The organism is Nocardia sp. NPDC055321, from assembly GCF_053645575.1.
Window position 1 is genome coordinate 19,535 of the sequence record NZ_JBSHMS010000002.1, and the last position, 19,641, is coordinate 39,175.

17 protein-coding genes, 1 tRNA gene and 1 pseudogene are annotated in these 19,641 nt (G+C 69.4%); 9 read left to right on the forward strand and 10 right to left on the reverse strand.

Annotated elements, in window-relative coordinates; all coding sequences use genetic code 11:
- Positions 1-15: 15 nt before the first annotated feature.
- The 5 genes from ACWIGI_RS02730 to ACWIGI_RS02750 all read right to left on the reverse strand — a co-directional run bounded on the left by ACWIGI_RS02730 (position 16) and on the right by ACWIGI_RS02750 (position 3,336).
- On the reverse strand, positions 16-1,065 hold the full coding sequence (locus ACWIGI_RS02730) for a HoxN/HupN/NixA family nickel/cobalt transporter (RefSeq protein WP_454200620.1): 1,050 nt from the start codon (positions 1,063-1,065) through the stop codon (positions 16-18).
- A gap of 135 nt (positions 1,066-1,200) precedes the next feature.
- Positions 1,201-1,285 (reverse strand) — tRNA-Ser (locus ACWIGI_RS02735).
- A gap of 78 nt (positions 1,286-1,363) precedes the next feature.
- Entirely contained in the window at positions 1,364-1,774 is a 411-nt protein-coding gene (locus tag ACWIGI_RS02740; RefSeq protein WP_454201010.1) for a MarR family winged helix-turn-helix transcriptional regulator, read from the reverse strand.
- A 162-nt stretch (positions 1,775-1,936) separates the two neighbouring features.
- Positions 1,937-3,115, reverse strand: a complete 1,179-nt coding sequence (locus ACWIGI_RS02745) for an alpha-hydroxy-acid oxidizing protein (protein WP_454200621.1) — start codon at positions 3,113-3,115, stop codon at positions 1,937-1,939.
- 83 nt (positions 3,116-3,198) lie between these two features.
- Positions 3,199-3,336, reverse strand: a complete 138-nt coding sequence (locus ACWIGI_RS02750; protein WP_379008043.1) for a hypothetical protein — start codon at positions 3,334-3,336, stop codon at positions 3,199-3,201.
- A 157-nt stretch (positions 3,337-3,493) separates the two neighbouring features.
- On the opposite strand from ACWIGI_RS02750, the gene ACWIGI_RS02755 reads away from it, so the two are divergent.
- Entirely contained in the window at positions 3,494-4,480 is a 987-nt protein-coding gene (locus tag ACWIGI_RS02755) for an NAD(P)H-quinone oxidoreductase (RefSeq protein WP_454200622.1), read from the forward strand.
- A 10-nt stretch (positions 4,481-4,490) separates the two neighbouring features.
- Here the strand turns inward: ACWIGI_RS02755 and ACWIGI_RS02760 are convergent, their stop codons facing one another.
- Positions 4,491-5,696: a cysteine desulfurase-like protein gene (locus tag ACWIGI_RS02760; RefSeq protein WP_454200623.1), complete on the reverse strand. Its 1,206-nt coding sequence runs from the start codon at positions 5,694-5,696 to the stop codon at positions 4,491-4,493.
- Between the two features lie 107 nt (positions 5,697-5,803).
- Here ACWIGI_RS02760 and ACWIGI_RS02765 point away from each other — a divergent pair, with 107 nt between their 5' ends.
- The 7 genes and pseudogenes from ACWIGI_RS02765 (at position 5,804) to ACWIGI_RS02795 (ending at position 12,886) form a co-directional block, all read left to right on the forward strand.
- Entirely contained in the window at positions 5,804-6,397 is a 594-nt protein-coding gene (locus ACWIGI_RS02765; protein ID WP_454200624.1) for a bacterial proteasome activator family protein, read from the forward strand.
- A gap of 232 nt (positions 6,398-6,629) precedes the next feature.
- Positions 6,630-7,454, forward strand: coding sequence for a galactan export ABC transporter permease subunit Wzm/RfbD (gene wzm / locus ACWIGI_RS02770; RefSeq protein ID WP_454200625.1), 825 nt, complete (start codon positions 6,630-6,632; stop codon positions 7,452-7,454).
- 7 nt (positions 7,455-7,461) lie between these two features.
- Positions 7,462-8,277 carry a galactan export ABC transporter ATP-binding subunit Wzt/RfbE gene (wzt, locus tag ACWIGI_RS02775; RefSeq protein WP_454200626.1) on the forward strand — a complete coding sequence of 272 codons (816 nt, stop codon included), beginning with the start codon at positions 7,462-7,464 and terminating at the stop codon, positions 8,275-8,277.
- A pseudogene (gene glfT1, locus ACWIGI_RS02780) lies at positions 8,274-9,188 on the forward strand (galactofuranosyltransferase GlfT1); the annotation flags it as partial. The gene wzt and the pseudogene glfT1, both read left to right, overlap by 4 nt.
- A 328-nt stretch (positions 9,189-9,516) precedes the next feature.
- Positions 9,517-10,659, forward strand: a complete 1,143-nt coding sequence (gene rsgA, locus ACWIGI_RS02785) for a ribosome small subunit-dependent GTPase A (RefSeq protein WP_454200627.1) — start codon at positions 9,517-9,519, stop codon at positions 10,657-10,659.
- Positions 10,660-11,015: 356 nt separating this feature from the next.
- Positions 11,016-12,242, forward strand: coding sequence for a sensor histidine kinase (locus ACWIGI_RS02790; protein ID WP_454200628.1), 1,227 nt, complete (start codon positions 11,016-11,018; stop codon positions 12,240-12,242).
- Positions 12,230-12,886 (forward strand): response regulator, encoded by a 657-nt coding sequence (locus ACWIGI_RS02795; RefSeq protein ID WP_454200629.1) that lies wholly within the window; start codon positions 12,230-12,232, stop codon positions 12,884-12,886. Before ACWIGI_RS02790 ends, ACWIGI_RS02795 begins: the two co-directional genes overlap by 13 nt.
- 43 nt (positions 12,887-12,929) lie before the next feature.
- On the opposite strand, the gene ACWIGI_RS02800 is transcribed toward ACWIGI_RS02795, so the two are convergent.
- Positions 12,930-14,462 (reverse strand): alpha/beta hydrolase, encoded by a 1,533-nt coding sequence (locus ACWIGI_RS02800; protein ID WP_454200630.1) that lies wholly within the window; start codon positions 14,460-14,462, stop codon positions 12,930-12,932.
- Positions 14,463-14,549: 87 nt separating this feature from the next.
- Positions 14,550-15,731, reverse strand: coding sequence for a serine hydrolase domain-containing protein (locus ACWIGI_RS02805; protein ID WP_454200631.1), 1,182 nt, complete (start codon positions 15,729-15,731; stop codon positions 14,550-14,552).
- 272 nt (positions 15,732-16,003) lie between these two features.
- Here ACWIGI_RS02805 and ACWIGI_RS02810 point away from each other — a divergent pair, with 272 nt between their 5' ends.
- Positions 16,004-16,852, forward strand: coding sequence for an SDR family oxidoreductase (locus ACWIGI_RS02810; RefSeq protein WP_454200632.1), 849 nt, complete (start codon positions 16,004-16,006; stop codon positions 16,850-16,852).
- A 96-nt stretch (positions 16,853-16,948) separates the two neighbouring features.
- Here the strand turns inward: ACWIGI_RS02810 and ACWIGI_RS02815 are convergent, their stop codons facing one another.
- Both ACWIGI_RS02815 and ACWIGI_RS02820 read right to left on the reverse strand, forming a co-directional pair.
- Positions 16,949-18,853: a glycosyltransferase gene (locus tag ACWIGI_RS02815; RefSeq protein ID WP_454200633.1), complete on the reverse strand. Its 1,905-nt coding sequence runs from the start codon at positions 18,851-18,853 to the stop codon at positions 16,949-16,951.
- A 178-nt stretch (positions 18,854-19,031) separates the two neighbouring features.
- Entirely contained in the window at positions 19,032-19,565 is a 534-nt protein-coding gene (locus tag ACWIGI_RS02820) for a GtrA family protein (protein ID WP_454200634.1), read from the reverse strand.
- Positions 19,566-19,641 lie beyond the last annotated feature (76 nt).

Here is a 19,641-nt window from a genome sequence, read left to right on the forward strand (position 1 = left end):
TCCTGCCAGAAAAGCTCAATCGGCGGCGAGGTCCCGCTCCCAGCGAGTCTCCACATCGGTGAAGCGCCACACCGCGATTGCCACCGCCCAGGTGACCACGAACAGGCCGACGATCACGAATCCGAGGTCGCCGAGGTCGAGATTTCCGATCCAGGCGATGAAACCCGAAGTGATGTCGAGTCGTTCGACGAAAATCGAGAGAATCTCCTGCACGCCGATGAGCAGCGCGACGGCCACGGACAGACCGGTGATCACCAGGTTGTAGTAGATCTTGCGCACGGGGCGGGCGAAGGCCCAGTCGTAGGCGTAGCTCATGAACGACCCGTCCAGCGCGTCGAAAAGCGTCATACCGGCCGAAAACAGAACGGGCAGTACGAGAATCGAGTACCACGGCAGTCCGGTCGCGGCCGCGCCGCCCGCGATGACCAGCAGTCCCACCTCGGTGACGGTGTCGAAGCCCAGGCCGAACAGCAGGCCGACCGGATACATCTGCCACGGCTTGCGGACCAGGCGCACCACCGGGCCCAGCACGCGATTGAGCAGGCCGCGATTGTCGAGTTCCCGCTCCAGGCGCGCCTCGTCGAGTTCACCGCCGCGCATGCGCCGGAACACTTTCCAGATTCCGATGAGCGCGAGCAGGTTCAGCAGGCCGATGGCGATCAGGAACAGCCCGGACACGCTGGTGCCCCACAGACCGGTCCAGGTCTGCAGCGCCGAGTTCTCGTCCTCGAGCGGGCCGATCAGCGCCCGCACCCCGAGCGCGAGCAGGCCGACCATGACGAAGACGATGGTGGAATGCCCGAGGGCGAACCAGAATCCGACGGTGTGGGTGCGCTCGCGGCCGTGTTCGGCGACGAGTTTGCGCGTGGTGTTGTCGATCGCCGCGATGTGATCGGCGTCGAAGGCGTGCCGCATGCCGAGGGTGTACGCGGTGACCCCGAGCCCGACCCCGAACACCGCGCCCTGCACCTGGTAGTGCCCGGGCACCACGAACAGCAGCAGCGTGCCCCAGCCCAGAACGTGCAGCGCCGCCACGGCGAGCCCCATACCTACCCAGCCGCGCATGCGAAACCTCGATACCTCGTCGAACGGAAACGGACGGCGGCACCCGCGCGAAACGCGATGTGCCGCCGTCCGTATCGATTCTCGGCCCGGGCCGAGCGATCCGCGATCCGAAACTCGAAATCGCCGATCGGGCTGCGGAAGCGGAGGGATTTGAACCCCCGGTTGCTTTCACAACGCTCGCTTTCAAGGCGAGTGCATTCGGCCGCTCTGCCACGCTTCCAGGCGCTCGATCCTAACAAGCTCACCGCCACGGGTCGCGCCGGTGTTTGCCGGGGGTCGGGCGCGCGGGTGCGCCCGCTCAGTCGGCGCGCCGGTCGGAGGCGATGTTGACCACCTCCAGCGCCCCCGCGACGGCGGCGAGCTGCTGCGGGGTGAGCATGTCCACGAAGTAGCGCCGGACCGCGGCGACGTGGCCGGGCGCGGCGGCGCGCAGGCGGCGCATGCCCTCGTCGGTGAGCTGGGCCAGCACCCCGCGCCCGTCCTCGGTGCAGGCGGTGCGCCGGACCATCTGCTGGGTCTCGAGCCGCCGGATCTGATGGGTGAGACGGCTGCGGGAGGAGAGCACGCCGTCGGCGAGATCGCTCATGCGCAGCGACCGGCCGGGCGCCTCGGACAGTTTCACCAGAATCCGGTAGTCGGCCAGGGACAGCGCACTGTCGCGCTGGAGCTGCCGGTTGAGGTCGGCCATCAAACGCTGACTGCCGTCCATGTACGCCCGCCACGCGCGCTGCTGTTCCGGGGTGAGCCACCTCGGTTCGGCCGCGACACGGCCCCCGGGTTCGACAACCACCGGCTCAGTGTAGCCAAGCGAATCGGCCCGACCGCCCCGAGCTGCGAAAACAGCACGCCCGGAACCCTTCTCGCGTGAGTGTCACACCCTACTCGAGCTGATCATGGTGCGGCTCAGGTCGGACAGGGTGGTGCAGCCCGACAGCCCCATGGCCGAATCGAAGTCCGCGAGCAGGGCGCGCAGCGCGTGCCGGACGCCGTCCCGGCCCGCGATGCCGAGCCCGTACGCCCAGGGCCGGCCGTACAGCACGGCCTTCGCGCCCAGCGACAGCGCGATCATGACATCCGAGCCGCCGCGTACCCCGGAATCGAAGAGCACCTCGGCGCGATCGCCCACGGTGGCGACGATGGTCGGCAGGGCGTCCAGGGCCGCGATGGCGCCGTCCACCTGCCGGCCGCCATGGTTGCTCACGATCACCGCGTCCGCGCCCGCGTCCACGCACCGGCGGGCGTCGTCGGGGTGCACCACGCCCTTGACGGCGATGGGCAGCGCGGTCCAGTCGCGCAGGCGGGAGATGTCGGCGGGCCGCAGGCCGTGGTTACCGAACAGGCCGATCCAGGTCAGGATGGCCGCGCGCATGGCGTCGTCGCTCTCTTCCGGCGGCGCGGCCAGCTTCGCGCGAAAGACCGGATCCGCCAGGTAATTGGCGATGCCCTGCCCGTGCAGGAACGGCAGATGCCCGAGTTCGAGGTCGCGGGGCCGCCACCCCAGCGCCGGGGTGTCGACGGTGACGACGATCGCCTTGGCCCCGGCCTTCTCGGCGCGTTCGACGAACGAGCGCGCCAGCTCGGTGTCGTCGGGCCAGTACAGCTGGTACCACCACTCCCCCGCGGCCGCGCCCGCTTCCTCGATGGTCGTGGAGGCGGCGGTCGAGAGCACCATGCCGATGCCGAGTTCGCGGGTCGCCTCGGCGACCACGGCCTCGCCGCGGTCGTGCAGCAGTCCGAGCACCCCGATGGGCGCGGTGAGAACGGGCGCGGCCAGCGTGGTCCCGAGCACCTCGAGGGAGAGATCGCGCGCACCGGGCGCGCTCGCGCCGCGCAGTACGCGGGGCATGAGCCGGTATTTCTCGAAGGCGGCGATGTTGGCCGCGGCCGTGCGCTCGGTCGACGCGCTGCCCGCCACGTAGGCGAAGGCCGCCGGGTCGAGCACCTCGCGGGCCCGTCGCTCCAGACCCGCCGCGGTCATCGGGAGGGCGGGCAGCGTGCCCGCGAGCCCGGCGAGATAGATCTCGTTCTGGAAGTCGACGAAACTGCTCATTGCGCAAACGCTAGCGCGTGCCACCCGTGCGCGCGGACGGTCGGAAATACTTTCCCGGAGCGTAACTTCCGGAAAGGTTCCGGTTATCGGCCGCGGCGCGGATCACGGTCGTTGGCGCGCACGCGAACGAGCGCGCGCGGCTGGTCCGCGGCGATGAAACCGGAAATGGCCATGGCGGCCAGCAGTGTCATGGCACCCAGAGCGGTCAGAAAGCCGATCATGGATTCTCCTTTCAGGGGCATTGATTCCACGGCGCCGCACCAGCGCGTCCGGCATCGTGTCCGACTCCACGGTGTACCACGAAGCTGACAGGATGCTGTGCGCTCGCCGAGGACGGCCTGACAGTAATCGCCCGGACGCCGTCGTAGGCTCGTTTTCATGTATGCGGTAGCGCTCGACGGTTTCGGCGATCCCGAGGTCATGACCTGGACGCAGGTCGCGGACCTGCCCGCGCCCGGTCCCGGGGAGGTGATTGTCGAGGTCGCGGCGGCGGGGGTGAATCGGGCCGACCTGCTGCAGCGGCGCGGGCTGTATCCGCCGCCGCCGGGCGCGAGCGAGACGCTCGGGCTGGAGTGCGCGGGCACGGTGGCCGCGGTCGGGCCCGGGGTCACCGCACCGCGCGTCGGCGACCGCGTGTGCGCGCTGCTGTCCGGCGGCGGGTACGCCGAACGCGTCCTGGTGCCCGCGACGCAGGTGCTCCCGGTGCCCGCCGATCTGGATGTGGTTGCGGCGGCAGCGCTTCCGGAGGTGGCGGCCACCGTCTGGTCCAATCTGGTCATGACCGCGGGCCTGCGCGCCGGGCAGTTGCTGCTGGTGCACGGCGGCGGTAGCGGGATCGGCACCCATGCCATCCAGGTGGCGCGGGCGCTGGGCGCGCGGGTGGCGGTGACGGCCGGGTCGGACGGCAAGCTCGCGCGCTGCGCGGAATTGGGCGCGGACATCCTCATCAATTACCGCGAACAGGATTTCGTGGACGTGCTGCGGGCCGAAAGTCCCGGCGCCGACGTCATTCTCGACAATATGGGCGCGGCCTATCTGGACCGGAATGTGCGGGCGCTCGCCGAGAACGGGCAGCTGGTGGTGATCGGCATGCAGGGCGGTGTGAAAGCGGAATTGGATCTGGCGACCCTGCTGGGCAAGCGCGGCACCGTGCACGCCACCAATCTGCGCCGCCGCCCGGCGACCGGTCCCGGCAGCAAGGCCGAGATCATCGCCGAGGTCCGCGAGCACCTGTGGCCGCTGGTCGCCGCGGGCGCGGTGGCGCCGATCATCTCCGCGGAGCTGCCCATCACCGAAGCGGCACAGGCGCATCGGCTGCTCGACTCGCCCGAGACCGTCGGCAAGGTGGTGCTGCGCGTCGGGTGAGGTCGGGTGACTACTTCTCCAGCGCGGTGAGCGCGCGGCCGAGCTGATCGATCTCGAACTTGGTCGTGTACGGCGCGAGGCCGATCGTGACCGCGCCGCCCTCGTCGTTCACCCCGAGCGCGTCCAGCAGGCGGCTGCCACCGTGCGAGCCGCTCAGCGTGCCGATGCGGGCGTCGGCGAGGGTGGCCGAGACCTTCTCCGCCTGCATGCCGGCGAGGGTGAAGCTGACGGTGGGGATGCGGGTGGAGGCGCGGCCGATCACGGTCAGGTTCGGGACCTGGTCGAGCACTGTCATCAGGTGTTCGAAGAGCTGGTCGTGATAGTCCTGCAGCGAGGTGATCGACATCTCCAGGCGTTCGCGCCGGGTGCCGGTGGCGCGTTCGTCGAGCCCGGCCAGGTAGTCGATGGACGTGGTCAGGCCCGCCAGCAGCGCGTACTGGTGACCACCGACCTCGAGGCGTTCGGCGCCCTTGGCGTAGGGGTTGAGCGACATCGACGGGATGCGGTCCAGGAACGCGGGGTCGCGGAAGACGAGCGCGCCGATCTGCGGGCCGCCCCACGCGGGTGCGCTGAGCGCGATCACGTCGGCGTTGAGTTCGTCGATGTCGATGAGCGCGTACGGGGCCGCGCCGAAGCAGTCGGCCACCAGCAGGCCGCCGACCTCGTGGACGCGATCGGCCGCGACCCGCACCGAGGGCGCGGAGCCCACGATCGGGGAGGCGGCGGTCAGCGCGACCAGGCGGGCGGTGGGGCCGATGAGCTCCTCGAACTGCCAGGCCGGCATTTCACAGGTCTCGATCTCGACCTCGGCCCAGCGCACATGGGCCCCATAGCGATTGGCGATGCGCAGCCACGGTGCGACATTGGCCTCGTCATCCAGACGCGACAGCACGATTCCGGTGCCCAGACCCAGCCGGGAGCTCAGCGATTCGGCGAGCCAGGCCAGCAGGACCGCGCGATCCGGGCCGAGCACCACGCCCGCCGGATCACCGCCGACCAGATCCGCGACGGCTTCGCGGGCGGCGTCCAGGATGGCCGCACTGCGCCTGGCGGCGCCGGTCCGATTGGTATGCGAGAAGGCGGAGGTCCGGAATCCCGTTGATACCGCGCGGGATACCGAATCCGGAACCAGCATGCCCGCTTGCGGGTCGAGGTGGATCCAGCCGTCGCCCAGGGACGGTATGAGGCCCCGCACCCTTGCGACGTCGTAAGTCATGCTGGTCACTCTAAAGGGAACGGGCACGCCGCGGTAACGGTGTGGGGTGTTTGCTGCACTCACCAGGGCGTGAAGCAAAGGCGACCCCGTTGCGACATGATAGGGGCATGACGGAATCGGATGGGGCGCCGGAATCCATTGTCGTGATCGGCCCCGAGGGCAAGCCGCTGATCGTTCCGGCGAACGCCGGGCGCGGGGGCGAATCGGTGGAGTTCACGGGGCAGGTCGTGGGTGACGAAAACCCCGGCGAATCAGGCGAAAAGGAAGAATCGCTCGCCGATATGGTGGAGCAGCCCGCGAAGGTCATGCGTATCGGCACCATGATCAAACAGCTGCTCGAGGAGGTCCGGCACGCGCCGCTGGACGACGCCAGCCGCACCCGGCTGCGCGAAATCCACAAAACCTCCATTCGCGAACTCGAACAGGGCCTCGCCCCCGAACTCCGCGAAGAACTCGAACGCCTCGCCCTGCCCTTCAGCGACGACGTCATCCCCTCGGACGCCGAACTGCGGATTGCCCAGGCCCAGTTGGTCGGCTGGCTCGAAGGCCTGTTCCACGGCATCCAGACCGCCCTGTTCGCCCAGCAGATGGCGGCCCGCGCGCAACTGGAACAGATGCGCCACGCACTGCCGTCCGGCGCGAGCACGATCGACCCGCAAGGCCACGGTGGCCCCACCAGCGGTGGTGGGCAATACCTCTGAGCAACCCCACCTGAGCTACCCCCACAACAAGGTTCGCGGCCGTCTCGTTCTGGACTGAGTGGAGCGGGGGAGCGAAGCGGAGGAGCGGAGGGAGGGAAGAACGAGACTTCGGGGCCGCGAACCACGCCGGAGCGGAGCGGAGGCAAATCGCACTGAGCTAAGGTCGGGTGCTGTGCCTGCTGCTGCTCCCCCCGACTCGGCAACGACCGAGGTACAACCGGACAATGATCCGGTGGTGCTGAAGTCCGATTCCCAGTCCTTCGGTCGCGCGTTCAAGGACTTTCGTGACGGCTTCTCCCAGCGCGAGTTGTGGTTGGCGCTGGGGTGGCAGGACATCAAGCAGCGCTATCGCCGCTCGGTGCTCGGCCCGTTCTGGATCACCATCGCGACGGGTCTGCAGGCCGCGGCCATGGGCGTGCTCTATGCCACCCTCTTCGGGCAGTCGCTGACCTCGTATCTGCCCTATGTCACGGTCGGGCTGATCGTCTGGAACGTGATCTCGGCCAGCATCCTCGAGGGCTCGGACGTGTTCATCGCCAACGAGGGGCTGATCAAACAGCTGCCGTCGGCGCTGAGCGTGCACGTGTACCGCATGGTGTGGCGGCAGTTCCTGTTCTTCGCGCACAACCTGATCATCTACGTGGTCATGCTGGCCGCGTTCAGCATCTGGCGCGATCTGGACTGGACGGTCCTGCTCGCGATTCCGGGTCTGCTGCTGCTGTTCCTCAACGCGCTGTGGGTGACCATCGCCTTCGGCATCTTCAGCACCCGCTACCGCGACCTGGCCCCGATTCTGAGCAGCACCACGCTCATGCTCTTCGTGCTCACCCCGGTCATGTGGAAGACCACCGCGCTCACCGGCACCGCCAGCGATCGCGCCAAACTGGCCGAGCTGATCCCGACCTACCATTACCTGGAGATCGTGCGCGCGCCGCTGCTCGGGGATCCGATCGTGCTGCGCAGCTGGCTGGTGGTCCTGGCGATCACCGTCATCGGCTGGATAGTCGCCATACTTGCCATGAAGCAGTACCGTTCCCGCGTCCCCTACTGGGTGTGAAGGCTCAATGACCGACCATGTGAGTATCGAGACCCAGAACGCGTGGGTGGAGTTCCCGATCTTCGACGCCAAATCCCGGTCGCTGAAAAAGGCGTTCCTGGGCAAGGCCGGTGGCGCCATCGGACGCAATCAGTCCGACGTGGTGGTCGTGGAGGCGCTGCGCGAGATCAACCTTTCCCTGAAGGAAGGCGATCGGGTCGGTCTGGTCGGCCACAACGGCGCGGGCAAATCGACACTGCTGCGGCTGCTTTCGGGCATCTACGAACCGTCCCGGGGCAGCGCGCGGATTCGCGGCCGCGTCGCGCCGGTCTTCGATCTCGGCGTCGGCATGGACCCCGAGGTGTCGGGCTACGACAACATCATTATTCGCGGTCTGTTCCTCGGGCAGACACGTAAGCAGATGCTCGGGAAAATCGACGAGATCGCCGAATTCACCGAATTGGGTGAGTATTTGGCCATGCCGCTGCGGACCTACTCCACCGGCATGCGCGTACGCTTGGCGATGGGCGTGGTCACCTCCATCGACCCCGAAATCCTGCTGCTGGACGAGGGGATCGGCGCGGTCGACGCCGAATTCATGAAGAAGGCGCGAGTTCGCCTGCAGGAGCTGGTGTCCCGCTCCGGCATTCTGGTCTTCGCCAGCCATTCCAATGAATTCCTGGCGCAGCTCTGCGATTCGGCTATGTGGATCGATCACGGTCAGGTACGCATGCATGGCGGCATCGAGGAAGTGGTGCGCGCGTACGAAGGCCCGGAGGCGGGCGATCACGTGGCCCAGGTGCTGCGGGATCTGGAACGTGAACCCGAACGGAATCCCGCATGACCGAGCAGATGACCCCCAACTTCGGTGCCGACGCGCGGATCGTCGCGATCGTCGTCACCCATAAACGCCGCGAACTGCTGGCCGAATCGCTGAAGGTGCTCTCCACCCAGACGCGGGCCATCGATCACCTCATCGTCATCGACAACGGCAACGAGCCCGAGGTCGGCGAGCTGGTGCGCAACCAGTCCATCGAATCGACCTACCTGGGTTCGGAACACAACCTCGGCGGCGCCGGCGGTTTCGCGCTCGGCATGCTGCACGCGCTGACCATGGGCGCGGACTGGGTGTGGCTGGCCGACGACGACGGCAGGCCCGAGGGTCCGCGGGTGCTGGAAACCCTGTTCGACTGCGCGCAGCGGCACGGGCTGGTCGAGGTGTCTCCGGTGGTCGCCGATATCGACGATCCCGATCGGCTGGCCTTCCCGCTGCGCCGCGGCGTGGTGTGGCGGCGGCTGCGCTCCGAGCTGGGCGACGAGGATTTCCTGCCCGGTATCGCCTCGCTCTTCAACGGCGCGCTGGTCTCGGCGCAGGCCGTGGACGTCATCGGCGTCCCGGACCTGCGGCTGTTCGTGCGCGGTGACGAGGTCGAGGTGCATCGCAGGCTGGTGCGGTCCGGGCTGCCGTTCGGCACCTGTCTGCAGACCGCCTACCTGCACCCCAACGGTTCGGAGGAGTTCAAGCCGATCCTGGGCGGGCGCATGCACACCCAGTACCCGGACGACCCGGTCAAGCGGTACTTCACCTACCGCAACCGCGGCTACCTGATGGCCCAGCCCGGGATGCGCAAGCTGCTGCCGCAGGAACTGGCCCGGTTCGGCTGGTTCTTCCTGATCCAGCAGAAGGATCCGCAGGGGCTCATGGAGTGGCTGCGCCTGCAGCGGCTGGGTCGGCGCGAGCAGTTCCACAAGCCGGAGCAGACCCCGCCGCAGGAGCGGTCGGCCGCGCCCGAACCGAGCCGGGCCGAACCGGACAAGGCCACATCCTGACCCTGTCGCCGGGGCGAAAGCCCAGGTAGGAAAATCGGTTGCGCACCCGCGACCGACCTGACAGGGTGGTGACGTTCTTATTCGGCTCGCGGTCGCCTCGGTGACCGCCCAGGGAAGAGAAGGAGGTGGATCTACGTGTTTACGACAGTGCGGATTGTCGTGCCTGCGCGAGCCCTCGCCGCGCGCGTATCCACCTCGAACCCCCTGCGCTGAGTCCGAATGACGGGCTCGGCCCGTCGAAGGACCCCCCATCATGTCTCTGGTCGATCTCGACCTGCTCAATTCCTACGGCTGGACCGCTTCCGTAGCGACCGATTACCTTCCGCTGCTCGATGATTCGGTGATTCCGGCGCGCGTGCTGCGCATGGATCGCAGCGAATGCGATGTGGCCGTTCCGTTCGCCACCACCCGTCTGCCCGACGCCACCGCGCGTATCGTGCGCGCCCGCTGCCCGCGCTCGGATTCCGAGGTCAGCGGTCTGTGCACGGGCGACTGGGTCGCGCTCGGCAGTGATTCCGGCGCGGCGCCCACCACCCACCGGCTGCTCACCGACGCCGTGGTGCGGCGACTGCTGCCGCGCCGCACCGCCATTGTGCGAGCGGCGGTTTCGGGTCACTCCGACGCCCGGGCGCGCTCGGCGAGCCAGGTGCTGGCCGCCAACGTGGACACCGTCCTGCTGTGCTCGCCCGGTGACGGCGACGTGGATCTCGGGCGGATCGAGCGCATGCTCGCCCTCACCTGGGAATCCGGGGCGCAGCCGGTGGTGGTGCTGACCAAAGCCGATCTGGCCGAGGATCTTTCGCTGGATCAGGTGCGCGCGGTCGCGCCCGGGGCCACGGTGGTCGCGGTGAGCGCCGCCTCCGGTCTCGGTATGGAGGTGCTGACGGCGCTGCTGGAGGGCACCGTCGCCCTGCTCGGACCGTCCGGCGCGGGCAAGTCCACCCTCGCCAACGCGCTGCTCGGCGCGGATGTGTTCGCCACCAACGCCGTTCGCGAAGGCGACAAGCGCGGGCGGCACACCACCGTGCACCGCGAGCTGCGGCCGCTGCCCGGCGGCGGGACCCTCATCGACACCCCCGGCCTGCGCTCGATCGGGCTGTGGGATGCCACCGAGGGCCTGGGCCGCACCTTCAGCGAGGTGGAATCCCTTGCCGCGCAGTGCCGTTTCAGCGACTGCTCGCACATCGGGGAGCCGGGCTGCGCGGTGCTGGCCGCCATCGAGTCCGGGGAGCTGCCCCAGCGCAGGCTGGACAGCTTCCGCAAACTCACCCGGGAGAACGAGTGGATGGCGGCCCGCACCGATTCGCGGGCCCGCGCCGAACGCGAGAAGCAGTGGCGTGACATCAGCAAGGAACAGCGCCGCATGTACCGCCAGCGTCAGGGCGGCCGCCGCTGATCCGGCGCGGCCGCGCCCCGGCCCCGTTCTCGGCTCGGGAGCGCGGGCGGAGGCGCGGTCGCGGCGGTTCGCCGAACGGCCGAGCAGGAAGCGGGCGATCCGGGCGACCGCCCGCGGGCTCGGCGGAGCGGCGGTTCCGGCGGTGGCAACCGGGGCGGCAACGAATACGACAACGACGGTGCGGGTGCTTCCGCCCCGGGTCGTGGCCCGGGCTGAGGTTCGTGACCGCCGGGCGCGGGTGTGCCCGCGCGCCGACTTCCGCGGCATGCGGAGAATGAGAGCGTGAACGGTGCTGGTGTGGCGCGACGGGTTGAAACGAGCGTTCCAGTTATGGGCCGATGAGGCCGGGACGATGGGTGTTGGGACGGCTGCGGGGACTGCCCGCGGCGGTGGGGTACTTGGCGATGGGTGGGCTGACCGCGCTGCTGTCGATGTTCGCGGTGGTGGGACTCGCGGTGGTGGGCGCATTCTGCCTGATCGGGCTGGGTATTCCGGCGGTGCCGGAGGCGGTGCGGCTCGTGCGGCGGCTGGTGGCCGTCGACCGGCGGCAGGCCGCGCGCTATCTGGGTGAGCCCATCGCGGCGCCCTACCAGCCCATGACCGGTTCGCTGCGTGACCAACTGGCCACGGTCGCCCGGGATCCCGCCAACCTGCGGGACCTCGGGTGGCTGGTGCTGCACGCGGTCACCGGAACCCTGGTCGGGAGCGTCGCGATCCTGCTGCCCGTCGCCGTGCTGAACCAGGCGCTGGTCCCGGTCTACTGGCGGCTGACGCCGCCGGGATCGGTGACGAACTTCGGGTTCACGGTGACCTCGTGGGGCACGGCGGTCGCGGCGGCCCTGATCGCGGCGCCGCTGGGCTGGCTCGCCCTGCAGACGCCCGCGGTGGCCCGGCTGACGGCGCGGACCGCGGCGGCGCTGCTGGCCCCGGCCGACGGGGCCGAACTCGCGCACCGGGTGGCCGAGCTGACCGCGACCCGGGCGGCGGCGCTGGACGCGCACGGGGCGGAGCTGCGGCGGATCGAGCGGGATCTGCACGACGGGGCGCAGGCCCGGATCGCGGCGGTGATCATGCAGCTGGGGCTGGCCGAGCAGCTGCGCGGCGCGGATCCGGCGGCGGCGGACGCCATGGTGCGCACGGCCCAGGACACCGCGACCGCCGCGCTGGCTGAACTGCGCGACGTGGTGCGCACCGTGTATCCGCCGGTGCTGGCCGATCGCGGATTGGCCAGCGCCGTCTCGGCCTTGGCGGCCCGCTCAGCCATCCCCTGCGTGGTCGATATCGAGCCGGGTGCGCGGCGGCCCGCCGCGGTGGAGGCCGCGGCCTACTTCGTCATCGCCGAGGCGCTCACCAACGCCACCAAACACTCGCGGGCCGAGCATGTTTCGGTCCACCTGGGCGGAACGCCCGAACTGCTGGTGCTGACCATCACCGATGACGGGGTCGGCGGGGCGCACGAGACCGAGGACGGCGGGCTCGCCGGCATCCGGCGGCGGGCACGGGCCCTGGACGGGGACATGCGGCTCACCAGTCCCGCCGGTGGCCCTACTGTGGTGCGCGTGGAGTTGCCATGCGGGTCGTGATCGCCGAGGACGACGCCCTCCTGCGCGAGGGTCTGGTCCTGCTGCTGCGCACCGCCGGTATCGAGGTGGTGGCGGCGGTCGACAATGCCGGGGACTTCCTGACCCTGGTGACCGCCGACCGCCCCGACGCGGTGGTGGTGGATGTGCGCATGCCGCCGACCTTCACCGACGACGGGCTGCGAGCCGCGGTGCGGGCCCGCGAGATTCACCCCGGACTGCCGGTGCTGGTGCTCTCGAACTGGGTGGAGGACAGCTATGTCGCCGAACTGCTGGGCGACGGTTCCGGCGGGGTCGGGTATCTGCTCAAGGAGCGGGTCGGCAGGGTCGACCGCTTCCTGGAGTCCCTGCGCCGGGTCGCGGACGGCGGCACCGCCATGGACCCCGAGGTGATCTCGCAACTGCTGGTCCGCCGTAGGGCGGACGACCCCCTCGCCGCGCTCACCCCGCGCGAGCGCGAGGTGCTGGCCCTGATGGCCGAGGGCCTGGACAACGCGACGATCGCCGCCCGCCTGGTCGTCTCCGAAGGCGCGGTCCTCAAACACATCCGGAGCATCTTCGCCAAGCTGAACCTGCACGCCGACGAGGTCGGCCACCGCCGCGTGCTGGCGGTGCTCGCGTATCTCGGTGCCGCGCCGCGCCTTTGAGCGCCACCGCGGCCCGCCCTCCGAGGGGCGGGCCGCGGACCGGTCAGTTTCCGGACTCGTCGTCCCGGCAGGTGATGTCGGTCGCGGGGAGGGTGCCGTCGGCGAAGTAGGTGTTGATCGCGCCCCAGGCGCAGGTGTTGCGGTAGCGGCCGTACACGCTGTGGATGTCCACGTTCTCGAGGGTCACCAGGCGGGAGCCGGTGAGCGCCTTGCGCATCGCCACGCCATTGGCGTACGTCGTGCGGGTGTCGCCGGTGGCCTGGATGACCAGGGCGGGAAGCGCGTTGCCGATCGTCGTCGGCTCCTCGGCGGGGGCGGGCCAGAACGCGCACGGGGTGATGTTGTTGGCGAAGGCGCCGAAGATCGGCTGGGTGGCCCGCGCCGCCTCGATGTTGCGCCAGTACCACGACGGATCGCGGGGCACACCCACATCGCCGCACATGATGGTCATCTGCGCGGACATGTTCTCCGGCTTGCCGTTCAGCATGCGATCGATGGTCGCCGCCAGTTCGGGATCGGGCGTCACCGCCTTGCCCGCGGCGGCGTCGAGGTAGAGGCGCACGTGCGCGGAGGTCGTCGGATAGTTGCGCGCGTCGTCGAGCACGGTGAACAGCAGCATCGGCAGCCAGTGCTCGTCCACGTCGAATTCGCCTATCCGGAGCGGCTTCTCGGCCGCGCCGCGAATCATGGACTCGACGGTGGCGCGGACCTGCGCACGGGTCGCGCCGAAGTGGTACTCGCCGTCGCGGGCCGCGGCCCAGTCCGCCCAGCGGTCCAGGGCCGCCTCGTTGGCGGGGCCCATGTCCTGCATCATCCCGACCGCGCCGTAGCGCTCGGGATCCACCGCGCTGTCCAGCACCATGCGGTCGCTGCGCTCGGGGTACATCTGCATGTAGACCGCGCCCAGGTACGTGCCGTAGGAGGTGCCGAAGTAGTTGATGCGCTCCTGCCCCAGCACGCCGCGCACCACGTCCATGTCGCGGGCGGTGTTGCGGGTGGAGATCGAGGCCAGCCGATCACCCTGGTTCGCAACGCATTCGGCGGCCAGCCGGCCCTGGGTCACGACCGACTCGGCGAACCCCGTGCCGTCCACGCCCGCCGATTGCAGGCCGAAACCGGTGGTCCAGCCGCAGTCGATCGGCGTCGACCGGCCGACCCCGCGCGGGTCCATGCCGATGAGGTCGTAGCCCGCGCGGACCTCGGGCGTCATGGCCGGGAGCAGACGGATGAACTGGTCGAGCCCGGATCCGCCGGGGCCGCCGGGGTTGGACAGCATGACGCCGCGGCGCTGCGCGGGATCGGTGGCGGCGATGCGGGAGATGGCGACGGTCATCGTCTTCCCCTGCGGCTCCGCGTAATTCACGGGAACGGTGATGTCGGCGCACTGCGCGCCCACCTCGTCCAGCGCCTGCACACCGCAGCCCACCCAATTCGGGTGCTGCCCGTAGTAGCGGCCCAGGTCGGCCTCGGTGGCGGCGGCCGGCGGCGCGGCGACCACCCGGTCCACCACCACCGCACCGGTGACGGCGGCCAGCGCGGTGGCGGCGGCGGTGATGAAGAGCTTTCCGCTGTGCAAGATGAATTCCTCTCGGGGGCAGGGCGAATGACGCGCGGGCGGGGAAGCACGCCGGGCGCGGGGAGTGGGGCGGCGGAAGCGCCGGGGTCAGGAACAGAGCGCGGTATCGAGTGCCGCGGTCACCTTGTCGGCCTGCGCCTCGCTGACCGGCAGCTGATTGACGATGACGGTCACCGCGGTGCCCGCGGCGGTGACGCCGTTGCGGGTCTCGAACCCGGGGATGCTGCCGCCGTGACCCCAGACCTCCGCGCCGCAGGACACGGGTTGGCGGATCAGGCCGAGGCCGTAGCCCGCGCCGGGCATGCGGTCGAACGGCACGGTCACCCGCATCTCGGCGAGCAGGTTCGCGGGCAGCAGTTCCCCCGCGAGCAGGGCGCGGAAGAAGCGATTGAGATCGGCGCCGGTGGCGACCATGGCGCCGGCCGCGCCACCCCAGGACGGGTCGAGATCGGTGAAATCGACGCGCTCCCCGGAACTTTCCTCGTATCCGCGCGGATGCGGACCGCGGATGACCTGTTCGCCGTCCGCCGGGAAGTAGGTGTCGCGCAGGCCGAGCCGATCCAGTACGCGGGTCTGGATCTCGGCGGCGACGGGTTGTCCGGTCACCTGCTCGACGAGCATCCCGAGCAGGATGTAGTTGGTGTTCGTGTACACCGAGCGCGCACCGGGCTCGTATTGCGGCGGCAGGCTCATGGCGATGTCCACCAGCTCGCGCGGGGTGAAGTGCCGGGACCGCAGCTCGGCCGCGTCCCCTCGCAGCTGCGGCGAATTCGGCTCGTGTGCCGCCGCGGGATCACCGCTCGCCAGATAGTCCGGCAGCCCGGTGGTGTGCTGGAGCAGCTGCCGCACGGTGATCCGGGTGCCGTCGTTGCCGTTGCCGCGCACCACGCCCGGCAGGTACTTCTCCACCGGATCATCCAGGGCCACCGCGCCTTCGGCGACCAGCTGCATGATCACCACGGCCACATACGTCTTGGTGTTGCTGCCGATCCGCACGCGGGCGTCGGCGGCGAACTCCGCGCCGGTGCGCAGATCGGCCCGCCCGGCGGTGCGCACGCGCTGTCCGCCGGCGTCGGTGATCACCACCTGCACGCCCGGGAACCCGGCATCCACCACCGCGGCCAGGGCCGCGCCCAGCGCGTCGTCCCGGTCCCGGGCGGCAGGCGCGCCGGCCGGGTCCGCACTCGCGCAGGCGGCCGTCGCGAGCACGGCCAGTACGCCGATCACGGCTGGCGCGCGGCGCGCGCGGTACCCCCGAAATGTCGTCATGAGAAGGCGTTCCTCCTGTTCGGACCGGTTTTCCCGGCTCCATCGAGCCTAGGAATCCGGGGCCGCGATTCCGATGCCGCACACGCCCTTCTCTGCGGTGGCGCGGACCGGACGGCCGAGGTAGCGCAGGCACTACCCCCGACACCCATATGCACCTAGTTGCATAGTGGCCGAATTCGGCCTACTGTCCGGATTGGAGGGTTTTCGCTCCGTTCGCGCACGGACGCGCGGATCATCGAACCCGGGGCGAAAGCAGAGAGCAGGGAGCCGAGATGACCGAAGCACTCAAGCCGCTGGCGGGCCGGACCATGATCATGTCGGGCGGCAGCCGCGGCATCGGGCTGGAGATCGCCAAGCGCGCGGCCGCCGACGGCGCGAACATCACGCTGATCGCCAAGACCGATCAGCCGCATCCCAAGCTGCCGGGCACGATCCACACGGCGGCAGCCGAATTGGAGTCCGCGGGCGGCACGGTGCTCAAGTTCGTCGGGGACGTGCGCGACGACGGCGCGGTGGCCGAGGCCGTGCAGCGCACGATCGCCACCTTCGGCGGGATCGACATGGTGGTGAACAACGCCTCGGCGATCGACCTGTCCCCCACCGAGATCCTGCCGATGAAGAAGTACGACCTCATGCAGGACATCAACTGCCGCGGCAGCTTCCTGCTGTCCAAGCTCAGCATCCCGGCGCTGCGCGAGTCCGCGCAGACCGGGCGCAATCCGCACATTCTCACCCTGTCGCCGCCGCTGAACCTGGACCCGAAATGGGCGGGCGGCTCGCTCGGCTACACCATCGCCAAGTACGGAATGTCGCTCACCACACTGGGATTGGCCGAGGAGCTGCGCAAGTACGGCATCGGCGTGAACTCGCTGTGGCCGCGCACCACGATCGCCACCGCCGCGGTGCGGAACCTGCTCGGCGGCGAGGAGATGGTCGCCACCTCGCGGACGCCGGACATCTACGCGGACGCCGCGTACCTGGTGCTCACCTCGCCGGCCAAGGAGACGACCGGCAACTTCTTCATCGACGACGACGTGCTCGCCGCGCACGGCATCACGGACCTGGACAAGTATCGCGTCGTGCCGGGCGACGGCCCGCTGTCCACGGATCTGTTCCTGTAGACGGGTTTCCGCGGCATACGCTCCGAATACCGCTGCGGTACAACGCGAAAGAACCCGAGAGCGATCTCGGGTTCTTTCGTTCCGCCGGGCCGGGCGCTACTTTCCGGAATCGATCCCGTACAGCCGCTCCCAGTTCGCGCGGCTGGTGAGCTCGGGCATGGCGGCCCGCCAGCGCCGCTGCAGATCGGGCAGTTCCTTGCGCAGCTTCTTGAGTACCCGGTAGGCGCGGATCAGCAGCTTGCGGGCGGTCTCCTTGTCGCGGTGGCGAACTCGCACACCCGACTGCGAGGCATCGGTGACCACGACGTCGCCGAACAGGCCGACGTGCCACCAGTGCGCGTCCTCGCGGGTGACCGCCACCGGACCCGGGATCACCCGGCCGGTCCACTGGTTCAGCGCCCGCTTGAACAGGATCAGCAGCGGGCGGCTGGGCTCGCCGCCGGCCCGGCGCACGTGCAGGTGCGCGTTGGGAATCGGCGAGGTCGCTGCCGGATGCTTGATGGTCTCGGCGTACTCGTTGCGTGAGCCCCGGGCCGCGGCCAGCGCGGCGATGCCGCCGTCGCGCAGGATCTCCGGGCCCTTCAGGTAGTCCTCGATGCCCTGCAGCGTGGTGTGCGCCAGCCCGTACTGCATCCCGACCAGGTACTCGCCGATCTCCCGGAAGAGCTGGCGGGTAACGGCTTTGGGATCGAGCTCGGTGTGCAGCGAGGAGACGATGAGCGAGTTACGGGAGGAGAAGTAGCGCGCCCAGTCGTCGAAGTCCTTCCAATAGAAGTCCGCGTGCCACACCGCCGCGTTCGGCATGGTGACGGTCACGAAACCGTTCTCCCGTGCGCGCAGGCCGTATTCCACGTCGTCCCACTGGAAGAAGATCGGCACCGGCAGCCCGATGCGGGCGACCACCTCGGCCGGGATGAGGCAGGTCCACCAGGCGTTGTAGCCCGCGTCGACGCGGCGCTCCTGATGCTTCTTGAGCATGCTGGTGTTGCGCAGCGCCTTGGCCACCTTCTGGCCGTGCCGCAGCTTGGCCAGATCGGTCTCCTCCGCGCCGACGTTGAGGAAGTCGGGGTTGTAGAGGAAGAGCATCTGCGCGCCGACCAGGGTCGGCTCGACGGTCATGTTCGCGAAGGCGTTGAGCCGCAGCACCGTTTCCGGTTCGCACAGGATGTCGTCGTCCATGAGGATGACGTCGGCGTGCTCGTTGGCCGCGGAGACCTCGTAGAGGCCGCGGGTGAAGCCGCCCGCCCCACCGAGATTCGGCTGGCGCAGGTAGCGCAGCTTGTCCCCGAGCACCGGCGCCGTCTCCTGGAAGACCGGCTGATCCTGCACCAGATCGCTGCCCTGATCCACGACGTACACCGCGTCGATGGCGGACAGCACGGTGGCGTCCGAGGCCAGCGCGGCGACCGTGTTCGCGCAGTCCGGCGCGCGGTTGAACGTGCAGATCGCGATGGCGACCGGCCGCACCGTCTCGGGCGCGGGTGCGCTCCAGGCCAGATCGGAGACCAGGACGTCGCCGCCGATGGCATCGAATTCCAGCCACAGCGCGCCGCCGTCGATGTACATGTCCAGCGCGGTGCTCAGCACCACGCGGCCGTCCTCGCGGGTCTCCGCGGTGGCGACCACCCGCCGGTGCCCGGCGATGTCCGAGGCGGCCAGGCGCACCTTGGTGCGGCCGCCCACCTCCAGGGTCATCGCGACCTCGACGGCGGTGACGGTGGTCCAGCGCTGCCAGTAGCTGGCGGCGAACCGGCCGAAGTAGGTGTTCGTGGTGGCGGTGGCGCCCTTGTCCAGGCGCAGGCTGAAGCGCTCGCGATGCGCCTTGCCGCCCTTCACCACCGCGTATAGATCGTCGCTGATCCGGGGAGCCGGTCCGGTGAACAAACCGCGTTGCAGCACCAGCCGCTCGGGCGCGACATGATCCGCCCGCAGCGTCGCGGGGGCTCCGGCGGTCTGCCGGTCATTGATTTCGGTCACGGCTTGGCCAGCCGACGCATCCATGAATCCCTCGACATCGCTCGAAAACTTTCAGATACCGGCAATACCCTGACGTGGACCAACACCCACTGTCACGCACGGCGCGCAGAGAATAACAGTATTCAATTCTCTCCGCTGCGCTGCGGCGGGGTCACGGCCGCTTCGTCCCGTACGCGCCCCAGGGTTCGCCACGTCGCGCCACTCAGTCCAGAACCCGGGCGGGCTGCGAACTTTCGTCGTTTTCCGGTGTTCCGGTGAAGACGAATTTGTCGTAGGCCCAGTAGCGGAACAGCACCGCGACAGCCTGGCCGACCAGTGTTCCGGAGATGTTGTCCGCCAAGGGACTCGACAGTTCGAGCACGTATCGGGAGAACCCGAGGCAGCTCAATTGCAGGCCGATGGCGATCACATTGAACACCGCGTACAGGACGTATTCGCGGGCCGCGGATCCGCCCTTCTTGTGCGCGAAGGTCCACCATTTGTTGCCGAAATAGGTGACGACCGTGGCGACGCCGATCGCGATGATCTTCGCGACGATGGGCCGGTCGAACAGCACACCCTCCCCGCCCCAGAACACCAGCAGGTTGTAGGTGCCCGCGTCCACGGCCAGGCCGATCAGACCGACCACGAGAAAGGCGCTGCCCTGCTTGAGGGTGGTGCGCACCTTGTCCGCGAATGACACGGGGACGGTATCGGCGGGGCTGGGATCGACGGCCGCCGGCTCACTGCTGGACACTCGGCGACGGTACCCCAGCCATCTCGGGTACCCTCCCCGTGTTCGTATTCGCCTACCGATCACATCGAGGATTGAC